General features: G+C 44.0%; 15 protein-coding genes and 1 riboswitch. Of the genes, 3 read left to right on the top strand and 12 right to left on the bottom strand.

From position 1 onward, the window contains the following. Positions 1 to 131: 131 nt before the first annotated feature. A complete protein-coding gene (locus MKY44_RS12645) occupies positions 132 to 1,148 on the top strand; it encodes a zinc-dependent alcohol dehydrogenase (RefSeq protein ID WP_341007328.1) in 1,017 nt (338 codons plus the stop codon). Between the two features lie 188 nt (positions 1,149 to 1,336). On the opposite strand, the gene MKY44_RS12640 is transcribed toward MKY44_RS12645, so the two are convergent. Further along, positions 1,337 to 2,356 carry a Gfo/Idh/MocA family oxidoreductase gene (locus tag MKY44_RS12640; protein ID WP_341007327.1) on the bottom strand — a complete coding sequence of 340 codons (1,020 nt, stop codon included), beginning with the start codon at positions 2,354 to 2,356 and terminating at the stop codon, positions 1,337 to 1,339. A gap of 180 nt (positions 2,357 to 2,536) precedes the next feature. On the opposite strand from MKY44_RS12640, the gene MKY44_RS12635 reads away from it, so the two are divergent. Next, entirely contained in the window at positions 2,537 to 3,406 is an 870-nt protein-coding gene (locus tag MKY44_RS12635) for a MurR/RpiR family transcriptional regulator (RefSeq protein WP_341007326.1), read from the top strand. A gap of 39 nt (positions 3,407 to 3,445) precedes the next feature. Here the strand turns inward: MKY44_RS12635 and MKY44_RS12630 are convergent, their stop codons facing one another. From MKY44_RS12630 to MKY44_RS12605, 6 genes are all read right to left on the bottom strand, one after another. After that, a complete protein-coding gene (locus MKY44_RS12630; protein WP_341007325.1) occupies positions 3,446 to 3,799 on the bottom strand; it encodes an MmcQ/YjbR family DNA-binding protein in 354 nt (117 codons plus the stop codon). Positions 3,800 to 3,941: 142 nt separating this feature from the next. Then, positions 3,942 to 5,348, bottom strand: a complete 1,407-nt coding sequence (locus MKY44_RS12625) for a DEAD/DEAH box helicase (RefSeq protein WP_341007324.1) — start codon at positions 5,346 to 5,348, stop codon at positions 3,942 to 3,944. 117 nt (positions 5,349 to 5,465) lie between these two features. After that, the gene (locus MKY44_RS12620) at positions 5,466 to 5,780 is read right to left on the bottom strand and encodes a DMT family transporter (RefSeq protein ID WP_341007323.1); all 315 of its coding nucleotides are present in this window, start codon (positions 5,778 to 5,780) and stop codon (positions 5,466 to 5,468) included. Next, positions 5,780 to 6,118 carry a DMT family transporter gene (locus MKY44_RS12615; protein WP_341007322.1) on the bottom strand — a complete coding sequence of 113 codons (339 nt, stop codon included), beginning with the start codon at positions 6,116 to 6,118 and terminating at the stop codon, positions 5,780 to 5,782. The genes MKY44_RS12620 and MKY44_RS12615 overlap by 1 nt, the downstream gene beginning before the upstream one ends. A 101-nt stretch (positions 6,119 to 6,219) precedes the next feature. Then, positions 6,220 to 6,320, bottom strand: a riboswitch (guanidine-I (ykkC/yxkD leader). A gap of 70 nt (positions 6,321 to 6,390) precedes the next feature. Then, entirely contained in the window at positions 6,391 to 7,020 is a 630-nt protein-coding gene (locus MKY44_RS12610) for a pentapeptide repeat-containing protein (protein WP_341007321.1), read from the bottom strand. A 12-nt stretch (positions 7,021 to 7,032) separates the two neighbouring features. After that, on the bottom strand, positions 7,033 to 7,797 hold the full coding sequence (locus MKY44_RS12605; RefSeq protein ID WP_341007320.1) for a class I SAM-dependent methyltransferase: 765 nt from the start codon (positions 7,795 to 7,797) through the stop codon (positions 7,033 to 7,035). A 495-nt stretch (positions 7,798 to 8,292) separates the two neighbouring features. Between MKY44_RS12605 and MKY44_RS12600 the strand changes: the two genes are divergently transcribed. Then, a complete protein-coding gene (locus MKY44_RS12600) occupies positions 8,293 to 9,210 on the top strand; it encodes an AraC family transcriptional regulator (RefSeq protein WP_341007319.1) in 918 nt (305 codons plus the stop codon). A 179-nt stretch (positions 9,211 to 9,389) separates the two neighbouring features. On the opposite strand, the gene MKY44_RS12595 is transcribed toward MKY44_RS12600, so the two are convergent. The 5 genes from MKY44_RS12595 to MKY44_RS12575 all read right to left on the bottom strand — a co-directional run bounded on the left by MKY44_RS12595 (position 9,390) and on the right by MKY44_RS12575 (position 15,536). Further along, positions 9,390 to 10,469 carry a threonine aldolase family protein gene (locus tag MKY44_RS12595; RefSeq protein WP_341007318.1) on the bottom strand — a complete coding sequence of 360 codons (1,080 nt, stop codon included), beginning with the start codon at positions 10,467 to 10,469 and terminating at the stop codon, positions 9,390 to 9,392. Further along, positions 10,466 to 10,888 carry a MarR family winged helix-turn-helix transcriptional regulator gene (locus MKY44_RS12590; RefSeq protein WP_341007317.1) on the bottom strand — a complete coding sequence of 141 codons (423 nt, stop codon included), beginning with the start codon at positions 10,886 to 10,888 and terminating at the stop codon, positions 10,466 to 10,468. Before MKY44_RS12590 ends, MKY44_RS12595 begins: the two co-directional genes overlap by 4 nt. A 234-nt stretch (positions 10,889 to 11,122) precedes the next feature. Next, positions 11,123 to 12,841 (bottom strand): ABC transporter ATP-binding protein, encoded by a 1,719-nt coding sequence (locus MKY44_RS12585; protein WP_341007316.1) that lies wholly within the window; start codon positions 12,839 to 12,841, stop codon positions 11,123 to 11,125. A gap of 2 nt (positions 12,842 to 12,843) precedes the next feature. Continuing rightward, positions 12,844 to 13,218 carry a hypothetical protein gene (locus MKY44_RS12580; RefSeq protein WP_341007315.1) on the bottom strand — a complete coding sequence of 125 codons (375 nt, stop codon included), beginning with the start codon at positions 13,216 to 13,218 and terminating at the stop codon, positions 12,844 to 12,846. A gap of 224 nt (positions 13,219 to 13,442) precedes the next feature. Continuing rightward, positions 13,443 to 15,536 (bottom strand): serine hydrolase domain-containing protein, encoded by a 2,094-nt coding sequence (locus MKY44_RS12575; RefSeq protein ID WP_341007314.1) that lies wholly within the window; start codon positions 15,534 to 15,536, stop codon positions 13,443 to 13,445. Between the last annotated feature and the right edge of the window lie 5 nt (positions 15,537 to 15,541).

Raw genomic sequence — 15,541 nt, 5'->3', positions numbered from 1 at the left:
CTATCTATCCATCTCTTAAATTAATATCTCATAAACAATATTCAAACAACACGGAAACATCGCTGCATCATGATAAACGTACTCAGTCGCTCAAGCAGTGAATGATAATCAGTCATAAGGAGTGAATCAAGATGAAAGCAGCTATTTATTATGGTAAAAATGATATTCGTGTGGAAGAAAAACCAATGCCGGTTGTTGGTCCAACCGATGTTCTGGTTCGAAATCTGCGCGGTGGAATCTGCGGAACCGATATTAATATTATTAAAGTGGGTCAAGGGGATATGGGCATCAGCCTGGGCTCTGAATTTGGACATGAGATGGTTGGTGAAGTTGTTGAGATCGGCTCTGACGTTGCTTCGGAGATCCACATCGGAATGCGTGTAGGTATTAATCCCATTACCGCCAAAAAAGTCGGACGACGCAAATCGCTGGAATGCTCCGGATTCTCCCAGTACGTTCTGGTAGAAGAAGCCCAGCTTGATTATAACTTATATGTAATAGATCCAAGTGTTCCGGCAGAAGTAGCCTCATTGATTGAACCCATGAGTGTAGGACGACATGGGGCTTTCAGTGCAGATCCGAAGCCTGAAGATCGGATTGTCGTCATGGGTGCGGGTCCGATTGGCCTGCTGGCTGCTGCAAGTCTGATTGCTGAGGGTATGAAACAGGTATGTGTTGTCGATATCGACGAATGGCGTCTCACCAAAGCTGCAGGACTCGGTGCTCTGACCGTGAATACCTCGGCTACTACACTTGAAGAGGGACTGGCTGCACACTACGGCACCGTTAATGTATACGGCGTTGAGGTGCCTAATGTCGATGTATTTATCGATGCGGCTGGTGCTCCGGTGTTGTTCGAGAAGATCATGAAGATTGTCAAACCGCAGGCCAGAATTTCCATTATTGCCGTGTACAAAACCGAGGTGCCTATCAGCCTGCAACAGGTGATGTCCAAAGAAGTGCAAGTAAAAGGTTCCAGTGGATACACGCACGAGGATTTCAGTAAGGTTGTGGAACATCTGACCCACTTCCATCATGAATTATCAACTCTTGTAACACAGGTATACAAACTGGATGATATCCAGGAAGCCTTTAATACAGCCATTCAGGCCAAAGGAACGGTTAAAGTGGTTGTGGATTTAACTTAATACTTCAGAAGTCCAGATGCATTCGATCTGTTCTCCGTTGGTTCTATAATCAGGTATATCCAAAACTGAAAATGAAATAAATTGAAGTTGAATGACAAAAGCCACCAGAAGGTGGCTTTTTGTCACTCATCTTTACTTACCTTTTCTTCGAAACTGATCTATATTCGTAAGCTCAAATGCTTATTTGTTTACTTGCACGCTGCTATACCTTGTTCCAGAATCCCCATCGCGATAATCGTTTCTTCATCTTTGATGACCTTATCCTTGCCATGTACAATGGCTTGATAGATATCGTCATACACTCGGGCGTAGTCGCCAATCTCTGAAACCACTTTTTCCTCATGATAGATTCCTTCATCATCCAGATAGGTCAAGACGCCATAGTGCTGTGGGAGATCCACGCCAAAATCAGCATGTCCCTTTGGCAGATAAAACAATTTCAGATGTTCCTCCTGACGATCCTCCGTTTGTTTCACAAACATCCCCTTCTTGCCATATACCACAAAGCTTGGACGGGGCTTCAAGCGGAAAAAGCTTGATTTGACGGATACCTTGAGGGTGGAATAATAAAAGTCCAGGTCAAAGTAATCGTTCATTCTTCCCTCACCAAGCAGTTGACGCACATCGGAATGGATGGTATCCGGCTTGCCAAAGTAGGACAACACCTGGTCGATGGTATGCACCCCATGCCCGTATAGATAGCTGTTATATTTGGAAAAATGGGAGGTGTTGTTCGGAATTTCCGGGCGATAGTAATCGTAGTGCATCTCTACTTCCAACAGATCCCCCAACTTGCCAGATTCAATTACTTTCTTCGTTGTAAGGAAGTCCGAATCATAACGTCTGTTCTGATAACATTGGATCACCAGATTTTTCTCTTTGGCGTATTGGAAGATGGATATGGCCTCGGCCTGGGTTAACATGAACGGTTTCTCCACAAGCACATGTTTTCCGTGATCAAGTGCCATTTTCGCGTACGAATAATGGGACTCTGTATGTGTGCAGACCACCACCAATTGAATGTCCTCATCATTCATCAACGTGGAGACATCATCCGTGTAGTTTACGTCAGGTATACGATCCCACTCGGTTTTATCCATATTGCGTGCGTATATGGTCTTTACGTTCAGATGATCCCGATTCAATGAAAACGGAAGATGGTATCGATTCGTGCTTTTGCCATTACCAATGTATCCGATGGTTAACATAATCATTCCCCCCAAAGCTCTTTTTCATTTATTATAAAAGAAGACAGCACTGAATAAAGGCTTTGCCGCCATAACGGTACAATCGACCATATTTATGTATCCTTAACGGTCTGTCTATAAACAAAATGTTTAATGAACGCCCGTTAATCGACGTTATTCAACTTATTTGGGGTGAATTTATTGAAAATACTAACTCAATTATCCGACATGTATAACTTTACACCGAATGAAAAAAGCATCGCTTCTTATATATTGACACATAAGGACCGTATTCTACACTTCAATGTGCAAGAACTTGCAAAAGTCACCTATACCTCTCATTCGGCAATTAACCGACTCATCCACAAACTTGAACTCTCGGGCTTCAAAGAATTCATGATTCGACTTGCCCAGGAATTTGAACAGGACTCCGCCCAGAACATATCCAATGTGGACCCTAATTATCCGTTCCGTCTGGGTGAGTCTTCGCTTCAAGTGGCAAAAGAAATTGCCGAATTAATGAAGGAGACCATCGAAAAGAATGTAGCCTATATGGACGATGACTTGCTGTCACATACAGCGCAATTACTGGATCAGGCTGATCGAATATTCATCTATGCATTGGGCGATTCACAGATCCGGGCGAAAAGTTTTCAAAATAAACTGTTCAAAATCAACAAATATGTAGTCATTGCCACCGAGCTGTCTGAATGGGCGCACCATACCGTCAATCTGACGACAAGAGACTGTGCTATTTTCCTCACCTATCACGGAAAATCTCAGAGTTATATTACAGCGGCCCATCATTTTAAGCGTGAACACATCCCTTTTATCACCATTACGGCAACCAGTCAGAGCGAACTGGCAAAGCTCAGCACGATCTGTATCCGAGTGCCCGATGATGAAGTGAAGCTTGCCAAGATTGGATCTTTTTCTTCTCAGATTGCCTTTGACTATGTGTTAAACGTCATCTACTCTTGTATCTATAAAATCGACTACGCGACGAATAGACAGACATCAGCCGAGACATATGAGAAACTCCAGGTCACTGACCTGATGAATGACGAGTAGCATGAGTTAATGTGTGTTAAATCAAATAGAAATGCTTCACTATTCGGCCAGAGATTCCCGAGAGCTTTTCGGAAGGGATTTGACAACCATATCATAAGAGTGATCGATCATGACATAGACATCTTCATCGGACAATGAACCATCCAGTGTAATGGTATTCCAGTGTTTTTTGTTCATATGATATCCTGGTCGAACTGCTTCATGCTGCTCTCTCAGGTTCTCTGCAATAATGGGATCACATTTCAAGTTCAATAGACCATTTTCTTCTTTGTCTTCGAAAAGTAATGCGAATATTTTCCCTCCGACCTTAATCGCGACTGGATCAGGCCCAAATGGATAATCCTTGGTCGCACCTTTCTTCTTCAAACTGTATTCAATCATCGTATCCTTCAAGTCAGTACCTCCCTTTCACCAGTGGACGATATAATGATACCGAATGTAAGTTCGTATGTAAATAAGCTCGTTGTACATAAAAGCACATAATAAAACCTCCTCCAAATGAATGGAGAAGGTTTTATATGGATTTATTTAACTCTTAATTAGCTCTATCATTCCTTGTTTTGCTGCTGCGGCTGAATGAGCCATGGTTTGATTTACTGCTACTGCTGTTTGATCTACTGCTATTGGGTCTACCGTCGTTTGAACGACTACTGTTTGATTTACCACTCTTGGCAAACCATTCGGATTTGGGCTTGCGTGCCGGGTTAGCTTTGGACTTCGCCGGTTTGCCTGCAGCCGATTTGTTGAACGAAGGTTTACTGCCTGATGCTTTGCTGGTTTTATCAAACACAGGTACACCTGTCATTGGATACGGATGACCTTTCACTTCAGGAATCGTCTTTTTGATTACTTTCTCGATATCCTTCAGGAATGGAAGTTCATCTTTCTCACAGAACGAGATGGCCATCCCGCTTTTGCCTGCTCGACCTGTACGGCCAATACGGTGAACATACGTTTCCGGAATGTTAGGCAGGTTAAAGTTAATGACATGTGACAGTTCCTCCACGTCAATTCCTCTTGCCGCGATATCCGTCGCAACTAATACACGTGTTGCACCACTCTTGAAGTTGTTCAGTGCACGTTGTCTCTCGTTTTGAGACTTGTTGCCGTGAATAGCCTGTGCCGTAACATTCACTTTAGCCAAATCACGTGTAACCCGGTCAGCGCCGCGCTTCGTGCGTGTGAACACCAATGCCGTGACGATGGATTTATCCTCCAAAATTTGGTTCAACATATGTTGCTTCTTGCCGTTCTCCAGCAAATAAATAGACTGCTCAATGCGGTCTACCGTTGAAGATACCGGTGTGATTTCAACTTTGACTGGATCAACCAGCAGGGTTTTAACCATTTTGGTGATTTCAGGAGGCATCGTAGCTGAGAAGAACAACGTCTGCTTTTTGTTCGGCATTTTGGCAATGATTCTTTTCACATCATGAATGAAGCCCATGTCCAACATCCGGTCTGCTTCATCCAAAACGAGAATCTCAACCATCTTCAGATCAATACGTTTCTGGTTAATCAGATCGTTCAATCTGCCAGGCGTCGCGATAATAATATCTGCACCTTGATTCAACGCACGCTCTTGTACTTTTTGCGAAACGCCGCCAACGATTGCCGTACAACGAATGTCCGTATACCGGCTATATACCTTGATGTTATCCGCGATCTGAATAGCCAGTTCTCGTGTTGGTGTCAAAATTAATGAGCGAATATGTCGTGCGGACTTCGATCCTTGCCCTTTGGATCTTTCGCTTAATAATTGAATGATCGGCACCGAGAATGCTGCTGTCTTGCCTGTTCCTGTCTGTGCACATCCCAGCAGATCTCTGCCAGCTAATACAGCTGGTATGGCCTGTTCCTGTATAGGGGTAGGATTAGTATAGTTTGCTTTGCTTAACCCTTCCATAATAGAGGGGATAATATTTAAGTCCTTAAATGTCATGTTGTCTCCTTCATTTACGCACATCTATCAATAAGACGCATCTTTTATTTCACACGTAACGTATAAGGATACCATTAAAAACGCAATTTGTACATTATCTTTTTAAAATCACTTTGTTTAACTGACCAATTTAAGACCAACTGCCGATCCGAGCACCATAGCGATAAACAGAATTCTTAGGGCATTTCGAGGTTCTCCATAAAACACCATGCCCAGAATGGCACCACCGGAGGCTCCAATTCCCGTCCATACGGCATATGCTGTCCCCATCGGAAGAGTTTCCATTGCAATGGACAGGAACATGAAGCTTAAACCAAACCCGCCTACCAATAGAACCAGTGAAATGAAATTACGGTCTTTGTGCAACTTGTTTATCATCAGCACTCCGATCATCTCAAATATACCTGCCAAGATAAGAAATACCCAGTTCATTATAGCTGCACCTCCTTATTCTTCTCTTTGCTCAGCATTTTAAGACCAATTACGCCGAGTAAAAGTACACCAATGAGTACCATTTTTCCGGTTTGAACAGTCGCATTAAACAGAACAATCTCTGCAAGCACCGTACCAGCGGTACCCAGGCCAACAAATACTGCATATACGGTTCCCACAGGCAGTGTCCGCGAAGCTGCAATCATCAAGGAGAAACTAATGATAATTGCAATCAACGTAAACCCCCATTCCAGCAGACCACTGGCATGTTTCAATCCAATGACCCAACCTACTTCAAACAAAGCAGCAATCACAACCGACATCCACGTTTTATTCATTCTTATAACACTCCTTCTCTATTACATTTTTTGTACAACCCGTAAGATTCATTAGCGTAAAAACAAAAAAAGCCCGGGAAACAAACTGCATGTAGCAGTTCATCTCCCAGGCTTTTATCCCTCCGTGGCACAACCAACAGGTTGCGGGTTTTCTCTCGGACCAGACCGACATATACATCGCGGAACCCTAGAAAACCTGTTTTTATTCTAATGTGACTCCAATTATACACACTTCCACTATCTTGGCAACCCCGTAAATGTGATCATGCCCTTTATTTGATTATCAAACCCATTAATCCTACAAATGTGGCGGCTTGATGTGGTGAAATCACACAACCGTTGAGATCTTCCATGGTCAACACCAAGGAGTCAAATTCACAATCGCTAAGATCCAAATCCTTCATTTTGGTCCCCGTTAAGGATGCTTGGTCGATGTTACATTGACTGAACTCCATTTTTTGCAGTGCCAGAAAGGCAAAGTCCGCACCAATCAAGGTACATTCCGAGAAGGAGACCTGTTTCAGATGGGCAAAACGGAAATTGCTGTAGTCGCCTAGACCATGAAGGAAACTGACATTTTGCAATCGACTATTAGAAAAATCAGTTCCGACAAACTTGCAGTTATGCCATTCGATCCGGTGCATGAAGGCACCAGAGAGATTGACATTGGAGAAGTCGCAGTGTTCGAACCGGACATCGGTGAATTCAAATTGTTCCAAGGTAGACTCCGAGATTGTCACATGTCTAAATACAACATTTTCAAAGGAAACCTTACTAGCTTCCTGTTGATCCAATGTAATGTTCTCGATCAGTTTGTGTTTGTACTCCACTTTGGATTCCAGGAATGCAATCGTTTCCGGTTCGAGCAACTGCTCCTGAATCTTGGGTTTGTCCATTTTCATCCCATATTTCCCCTATTCTTTAATAGCTACAACTCGCAGTTGGCTTCTGTCCAGATACCACTGTCCATCCCGCATCAGTTGTGACTGTACTTTTTTCTCAACAGCTTCCATAATAACATCCTGTTCCGCAGGTGTGATACCACTGAATAAATACTCCGCGAAGCTGGTCAACCACTTTCTGGCACCTGGCTTGAACGGGGTAAATTGATCCACGTGCTGAGCCAGACTAACTCGAAATCCGTGTTGCTCCAGTAGATTAGCATATTCGCCAATGGTCGGGTGATACCACGGATTCCGTCCTTCCCATTTGTATCCACGGGCATTCAGTTCTTCTCGTACCGCTGTAATTAATATAGCCGTGTTGCCATTTGCAGCAAACTCAGCCACGAATCGCCCGCCCGTCTTGAGCGCTAACTGTATTGATTGCACTACAGCTGGAGCATCCTTTATCCAATGCAGAACGGCATGAGAGAAGACCGCATCAAACGGTTCTTCTGTCAGATAATGACAAGCATTTGCTACTTGAATATTCATATCAGGGTAATTCTGTTTAGCTTGCCTAATCGTCTCTTCTGAAAAATCTATTCCTGTTGGCAGCGCTCCTGCGGCTGCAATTTTGGCTGTCAGATCCCCATTGCCACAACCCACATCAAGAATACGTTCACCTTGGGATGGCTGGAGCAAGGATAAGATAGGTGTTTCCTGTAACGTAGCAAAAGGAGTGGAATGACCACTCCATGATTCGTTCGATTGACCGGATGAATGTCCGTTACTCATAGATTATATTCTCCTTTTCAATTAAGGATCTAATGTATCTATAATAACTTTAATATAAGAGAACTGTCAATTCACTCATCAGATCACTATAAAAAAGCCGCCGAATGGCGACTTTAATATTAAGAATTTCACACTCTCCTTGAATTTGTTCTGTATACTGATGTTGTCTCGACCTCTTCGGTAACTAGCTCTAACCAGCATGTGAAGTATATCTCTCGATGTACGGAATTTTCTTCGAACTTGATCTGTGATTCGAGCCTGTCAATCAAAATTTGCCTCACATGTTTTGATAACCACTTCATCACCTTACTCACCAACTTTTCGAATAAACTTTAATCGCTTGGCTCTGTTAACATACTCTTAGTATGCCGAGTCATGGACTGCAAGCGGTATATCAATCGTCTTAATTGATTGCCTGATCCTCTCAGGCCCCCTTTTGGTTCTATACGGTAAGCTTTATAATCTAAGTAGGTTAAATCCGTGAGGAGGATACGTATGACCGAAGAATTATTTCAACAAAAACAGGAATTGAGTGACCTGATCGAACGCCATTCCAATCATAACGGTGCAATGGAAACGGCGATCCCTTCCCTGTTTGTCTATCACCATTCCAAGATTAGTGAACCGGCATACAGAGTATATAAACCTTCATTTTGTGTAATTGTTCAAGGGTTGAAAGAAGTATTGCTCGCACAGGAGCGTTATGAATATGGACCTTCCAATTACCTGATTGCTTCCATGAATCTCCCGGTCATCGGGCAGATTATCAAGGCATCCACTGATGCACCCTACTTAAGTCTCAAGCTCGAATTCACACCGAACCAAATTCTCGAAGTACTTAACGAATGTAATATCAAGGTAACATTCAACGAAAACGCCAGACGAGCCATGTTTGTAGGTCAGATGGAATCGTCCATTCAGGACGCTGTACTCCGACTTGTTCGATTGCTGGATACGCCGGGAGAGATTCCGTTTCTGGCTCCGTTGTACGTTAAAGAAATCCTGTTCCGTCTCCTTCAAGGACCTTACGGAGGAGAACTGGCGCAGATTGCGGTTGAGGGAAGCAGCACTTATCGGATCAGAGAAGCGATTGAGTACATTGTTCATCATTGGGAACAGCCATTTCGCATTGAAGATCTGGCTGAGACCGCCAGCATGAGCGTCTCTTCATTCCATCGTCACTTCAAAGAGATCACAGCTATGAGCCCATTACAATTCCAGAAACAATTAAGATTACAGGAAGCCCGGCGACTTCTGATGGCCGAATCTGCCGATGCGGCAGATGTAGCGTTCCGGGTTGGTTACGAGAGTGCTTCTCAATTTAGCCGCGAATATGCACGCATGTTCGGTGCGCCGCCCAGAGCCGATATCCGACGGTTGAAAGAGAAATATGACATGGCCTTGAGTGAGTAACCGAGTATGCACCTCTCTATCTCACAACTATCACACAAAAGGCAAACCAAAAAAGGACAACCACAATGAGTTGTCCTTTTTTCAGTATCAGAATTCTGCGTAATTGCTTTTGGATTTATTCAAAATACTCGTGTTTATGAGAAGGAAATCGGGCTGTTCTCCTTCATTTTTGAACAAGATCAGACCAATGCTTCGACCCGTTCTGGCACGTGGATCTCTTCGTGCAATAATTGAGCAATGTCACGAGTCAATGCATCCACATTCTCCTGACGAGTTGCCCAGCTGGTACAGAATCGCACCGCACTGTGTGTAGCGTCAACCTTTTCCCAGAAGGAGAAGGTATAACCGCTGCGTAATTTCTCAAGCAAACGATCAGGCAGAATCGGAAACTGCTGGTTGGTTGGTGAGTCGTACAGGAAACGTACCCCGTGCTGTTCAAGTGAGTCGTGAATTCTCAAGGCCGTATCTACCGCATGACGGGAAATATCGAGGTACAGACCATCTTCGAACAACGTTTCGAATTGGATACCCAGCAATCTGCCTTTGGCAAGCAGGCCACCTTTTTGTTTGATCATATAACGAAAATCCGGTTTCAGCGCATCATTCAGGATAACAACCGCCTCTCCCATCAATGCGCCAATCTTGGTTCCCCCGATGTAAAACACATCACACAAGCGCGCAAGGTCAGCAAGTGTCATATCGCAATCACGTGAAGCGAGTGCATATCCAAGACGTGCTCCATCCACGAAAAACGGAAGACCACATGCTCTGCTCACTGTATGCAATGCTTGCAATTCTGCCTTGCTGTACATCGTTCCGTTCTCGGTTGGCTGAGATATGTAGACCATGCCTGGCTGCACACAATGTTCCGGTGACGACTCATTCATGTGCGCATCATAGACTGCTCTAACCTGCTCAGGTGTGATCTTTCCGTCCTCGCTTGGAACCGTGAGTACCTTATGTCCCGTAGCTTCAATAGCTCCAGTTTCATGAACCGCAATGTGTCCCGAGGTCGCAGCAATCACACCTTGATATGGACGCAAAATAGACGCAATCACCGTTGTATTCGTCTGTGTACCACCAACCAGGAAATGAACATCAGCTTGCTCATTCTCACAGGCCTGACGAATAAGCATTCTTGCCCGTTCGCAATGCTCATCCGTGCCATACCCGCTCGTCTGTTCCATATTGGTTTCCATCAGTCTTTGTAAAATTCGTTCATGCGCACCTTCGTTATAATCACATTCAAATCGTATCATCGTGTTGTCTCTCCTGCCTTCTTGTTCAACTTCTCTTGTATGTTCATCATGGAGGTGTATACCTCTTGAATCTCTTCTTCATTCAATTCTTGCATCAGCTTCAGGATCTGTTGATCGGATCGATCATTCAATTGGGCATACAGTTCCTCACCCTTGGCTGTCAGACGAATCAGACTGACCCGGCTGTCGGCAGCAGACTCCACTTTCACCAGCAGTCCTTCCTTGGACAGCTTGTTCACAATTCGGCTCATGTAACTGCGATCAATGGTCAGAGTATCTACCAGATTGTTCGCAATGCTCTCTCCCCGAATCCCAATCTCAATAATGACCCGTACTTCAGCAAAGGAATACCCTGTTCCGAGAATATGCTTGTCGAGTACACCAAGTATGTTGGTATAAAAACGGTTAAAACGTCGCATGTCAGCCAGTATATCTGGATTTATGTACTGAGAGTCGATGTCAAACCCTCCTTTTTAGTGGACATTGTCAACATTATAATAATCACGTTAGTGGACGTTGTCAACATTATCTTTTCCTTAACATTGTATAACCTCTTTTTTTGACACCATGCAAAAAGCCGCGCAGATGCGCGGCAAGGTTGTTCTGTCATCGGAGTGACGAGTGTAATTATTTTTTTGTTCAATTTATATGGATTAAGAGTGACTATATTGCACCTGATGAAGACGGCTGTAGATCCCTCCAGCGGCGACCAATTCCTCGTGGTTACCCTGTTCAGCGATGCCATCTGTGTTTACTACGATAATTCGATCTGCATTCTTGATAGTTGTCAGTCTGTGTGCAATCACAAGTGTTGTTCTGCCCACCGACAATTCAGCAAGTGATTGCTGGATCAGTGCTTCCGTTTCCGTATCCAGCGCAGAGGTTGCCTCATCCAGAATAAGAATGGGCGGGTTTTTCAAAAACATACGTGCGATGGACAAACGCTGTTTTTGTCCTCCCGAGAGTTTAACACCACGTTCACCAATAATGGTATCCATGCCATCAGGCAACGTGAGGATCAGTTCCTCCAATGAGGCACGACGGGCGGCATCCCAGATTTGTTCATCCGTTGCGCTGAGATCACCATAAGCAATATTCTCCTTAATGGTACCCGAGAACAAAAATACATCCTGTTGAACGATTCCGATATGCTTGCGCAAGGATTGAAGCTTAACGTTACGAATGTCGACGCCATCTACGGTGATACGTCCCTCTTCTACCTCATAGAATCGGGGCAACAGGCTGCAGATCGTCGTCTTGCCTGCACCCGAAGGTCCAACAAAAGCAACCGTTTCGCCTGGTCGAACGGACAGACTGATATCATTCAGAATACGCCGACTGGATTCATATCCGAACGAGACGTTCTCGAAGCGAATATCACCTTTTACACTTTCGAATTCAACGGCGTTTTTGCTATCCGCAATTTCAGGTTCTGTATCAATGATCTCCAGATAACGCTTGAAACCAGCGATGCCCTTTGGATAACTTTCTATGACGGCATTGATTTTCTCAATCGGGCGGAAGAAGATATTCGACAGCAGCAGGAAGGCCATAAAATCACCCATATTAATTCTGCCGTCAATATAAAACCAAGCCCCGCTGATCATGACAAACACCGTAACCAGTCGCATCATCATATAACTCACCGAGATACTTTTCGCCATGGTTTTGTAGGCAAGCAGTTTGGTTTTACGGAAATTCTGATTGTCCACCGCAAAAAGTTCTTTCTCATGTTCTTCGTTGGCGAACGATTGCACAACACGCATGCCACCGACGTTATCTTCAATGCGTGCATTGAAATTGCCGACGTCTCCGAAAAGTCGCCGATACGTCTTTGTCATCCGGCCACCAAATACGATAATGACCCAAGCCATAATTGGGATAATGATAAAGGTAAGCAACGCAAGCTCCAGATTAATGTTAGCCATCAGCCAGAACGATCCGATTAATGTCATTACTGCGATGAATACATCTTCAGGTCCATGGTGAGCAACCTCGCCAATGTCATTCAGATCATTCGTAAGATGACCAATTAAGTGGCCTGTTTTACGATTATCGAAGAAACGGAAGGACAGCTTCTGCAAGTGAGCGAACATCTTCTCACGCATGTTGGTCTCAATGTTAATGCCAAGCATATGTCCCCAGTATGTAACTACATAGTTCAATACGGTATTAAGTGCATAGATGGATAACAACACAACACAGGCAAGCATAATGAGAGGCCAATCCTGACCTGGCAACAATTCATTAATGAATTTGCTGACGGCAAGGGGGAAAGCCAACTCCAGAAGACCTGCGAGTACAGCGCAACCAAAATCAATCAAAAACAGTTTTTTATAGGGACGATAATACGAAAAAAAGCGACGAATCATACTTATTCACTCTCACTCTCCAGATCCTTATTGGGGTTTACATCTTCATTTTGCAGCTCGAACAGATGGATATACTCGTCGATGACCTGATCAATGGCTTTTAACTCCCCACTGATCATTGGGCGAATATGTTCGTACTCCTCCTGTCCAAGTTGTCGGACAAGCGTTGTTCTCCGATTCTGCATTTGTTCCAGAAATACAAGAATTCGGCCGCGACGGAATGTCTGCGCACCTCGGCCCCGTTTTCCCTCATGTTCACCATGCCCTCTGCCACGTCTGGAACGTTCACCACGTTGCTCATTGTCACTCATATCACGTCTCGGACGCTCACCTTGACGTACACTTCCATCCATCTCTTCGATAGGACGATCTCTCATTTGTGCCACCTCCATAACATGTATACATATGTATACAACATTTCATGTATACGATTGTATACGCGACAAATAGAAGTGTCAACCTAAATTTTCCATTAAAGTAACTGCGCTTGTATGTTCGTCATCTCTTGAACAGAAAAAAGCCGCGATTTCGCGACTTCTTTTGTTTTTCACTATTTTTACTCCTCCGAAAATCATCATCTTTCACTGCACCAAATCGATTGTTACTTTTTCAATGAAATTTCAAATGTGGAATCAACGTCACCTGCAAATACAATGCGGCCGTTTTCAGGTAAAACAACCTCATTCTTACCGCTGACTACGGTGTGATTAATACAAATACCCTTTTGATCATATACGGCAAAGGCGCCAGTTGCAGGCATTTTAACCGTCATGACTTTTCCTTTCACCGTTGCTGGTATCGAAAACCATCTGGCATATCCGTCTGCTTGAATCGTTGCTAGAGATTGTTTACCCGAATAGAGTGGTTGTACCATTTCCTCACTGGCGTATATGCTACCAACGGCTGTAATGTACTCTACTCCGTTCTTTTTAGCAAAATAAATCTCCTTTGTATCACGTCCAGCCAGGCCAGTGATTTGCAGCTCCGTGACTGCTTCGTTTGCTCCAATAATCTTATTATTGGCTACATACCCTGGGGTCTCTTTGTCCAAATGAATAGGGAGAATTGGTGCCGAATTGAGATAAACCGTTGATGTATATTTGTCATTCAGCAGGTAATATTTTTTACCTTCACGCTGCTCCCATGAGGCCGTAATATCCTGGGATAATTCATTGGCTTCCAGCTTCTCCATTTTATATTCGGAGAATGCCAATTGTCCAAGTCCTGGTAAGGATATATAAGATCGATACCACAGATAAGTCCTTCCATTCTTCTCCTTAACAAATTTCAACTTTTCCGTGCCTTCATCGTTAACAAATGTACCATCTGCTGTATAGGTGTATTTTTGATCCGGATCACTTGGAGCTGCGGGTGTGGATACAGTCATTTGTCCAGCAGTATTCATTTCGATCTTCTTAACTGAATTATTGCCGCCATATATACCTGCATTCGTGGCTATTTCTTTAGGTATATCTGCCTTCACAGGCACACCAAATGATTTTTCCGGCTTCCGTTCTGTAATAATGCCCTTTTCCTCAAGTACGCTGAGTAATAATTCACTCGCAATGAACTGATCTTTGGCACTTGTCCCACCTGATGAGGTAACGGCTGCAGCCAGATTATATTCCGGCAGTACGACTAATGATGAGTGATACGATATGGTATCTCCACCTTTTGTTACTGCCTTGATACCGTATTCACTGAATGGGTAAAGATTTACACTATCCCACCCTAAACCGTAAGATATAGACGTATCGCCATCCTCTGGCCACATGCCTCTTTTGTATTCTTCTTGCACCATGGCTTCTACAGACTTATCAGTAAGAATGCCTTGGACCTCTCCCGTGAAGATTTGTGAAAACTTCGCAAGATCTTCAGCCGTGGAATATATGCCGCCAGTAGCGATAACATTATAATTCTCTTGTGGAAGCTGACCCTCATACATAGGAGAATAGATTCCCGCCATTGCTGCCGTGTCAACCACATCCTGTGGTGTTTTGGTATGTTTCATGTCCAAAGGTTCCGTAAAATATCGGTGTATAAAAGCTGTAAAACTCATGCCGCTAACACGTTCAACCATAATCTCGGATAACGTAAACCCATCGTTACTATACACCGAGAACGCGCCGGGATCTGCCTTCAGGTTTTGACTCGCCAATTGGTCCAGAAACGTATCATGTGAGTACGTATCATTATCCCCGTACAATGTGGCATTGCTGCCCGTGCTACCCAACAGACCGGAAGAATGATTCAACAGCATGCGTGGTGTGATTTGTTTGTAGCGATGATCTTTCATCTGAAAATCAGGTATATAGTTCACAACAGGCAGATCCAAATCCACCTTGCCTTCGTCAACTAACTTCATAACAGAAGCTGTGAGGAACATTTTACTCGTTGATCCTATTCCATAGATCGTATCCGACGTAAGAGGCACCTTGTTGTTTTTATCGTTTTTACCCGTCTGACCGGACACCACAATCTCGCCACCATCGATAAGGGCATATTGCAGACTTGTGATTCCATGTTTCTCGGTGAGTAACTTGGCTTTATCCGCTACTATTTTCTCTGTTGGTTCATACTTCAGGTCGCTGCTGTTACCGGCAGTTGGTGCGGCCATGACTGACATTGGAGCCAACATCGTTAACACCAGAGTTAAGGCGGTGATTGAAGTTCGTTTTCCCTTTTGTCGTCCCATTCACA

It is taken from the genome of Paenibacillus sp. FSL R7-0026 (assembly GCF_038004485.1).
GTDB classification, from domain to species: domain Bacteria; phylum Bacillota; class Bacilli; order Paenibacillales; family Paenibacillaceae; genus Paenibacillus; species Paenibacillus xylanexedens_A.
The sequence above is the reverse complement of the archived record's forward strand: the minus strand, read 5'-3'. Positions and strand labels throughout refer to the sequence as shown.

Coding starts and splice junctions, on each gene's coding strand:
- MKY44_RS12575 (WP_341007314.1), bottom strand. CDS start 15,536: ATGGGACGACAAAAGGGAAAACGAACTTCAATCACCGCCTTAACTCTG.
- MKY44_RS12595 (WP_341007318.1), bottom strand. CDS start 10,469: ATGATACGATTTGAATGTGATTATAACGAAGGTGCGCATGAACGAATT.
- MKY44_RS12585 (WP_341007316.1), bottom strand. CDS start 12,841: ATGATTCGTCGCTTTTTTTCGTATTATCGTCCCTATAAAAAACTGTTT.
- MKY44_RS12605 (WP_341007320.1), bottom strand. CDS start 7,797: ATGAGTAACGGACATTCATCCGGTCAATCGAACGAATCATGGAGTGGT.
- MKY44_RS12600 (WP_341007319.1), top strand. CDS start 8,293: ATGACCGAAGAATTATTTCAACAAAAACAGGAATTGAGTGACCTGATC.
- MKY44_RS12580 (WP_341007315.1), bottom strand. CDS start 13,218: ATGAGAGATCGTCCTATCGAAGAGATGGATGGAAGTGTACGTCAAGGT.
- MKY44_RS12590 (WP_341007317.1), bottom strand. CDS start 10,888: ATGCGACGTTTTAACCGTTTTTATACCAACATACTTGGTGTACTCGAC.
- MKY44_RS12640 (WP_341007327.1), bottom strand. CDS start 2,356: ATGTTAACCATCGGATACATTGGTAATGGCAAAAGCACGAATCGATAC.
- MKY44_RS12615 (WP_341007322.1), bottom strand. CDS start 6,118: ATGAATAAAACGTGGATGTCGGTTGTGATTGCTGCTTTGTTTGAAGTA.
- MKY44_RS12620 (WP_341007323.1), bottom strand. CDS start 5,780: ATGAACTGGGTATTTCTTATCTTGGCAGGTATATTTGAGATGATCGGA.
- MKY44_RS12610 (WP_341007321.1), bottom strand. CDS start 7,020: ATGAAAATGGACAAACCCAAGATTCAGGAGCAGTTGCTCGAACCGGAA.
- MKY44_RS12645 (WP_341007328.1), top strand. CDS start 132: ATGAAAGCAGCTATTTATTATGGTAAAAATGATATTCGTGTGGAAGAA.
- MKY44_RS12625 (WP_341007324.1), bottom strand. CDS start 5,348: ATGACATTTAAGGACTTAAATATTATCCCCTCTATTATGGAAGGGTTA.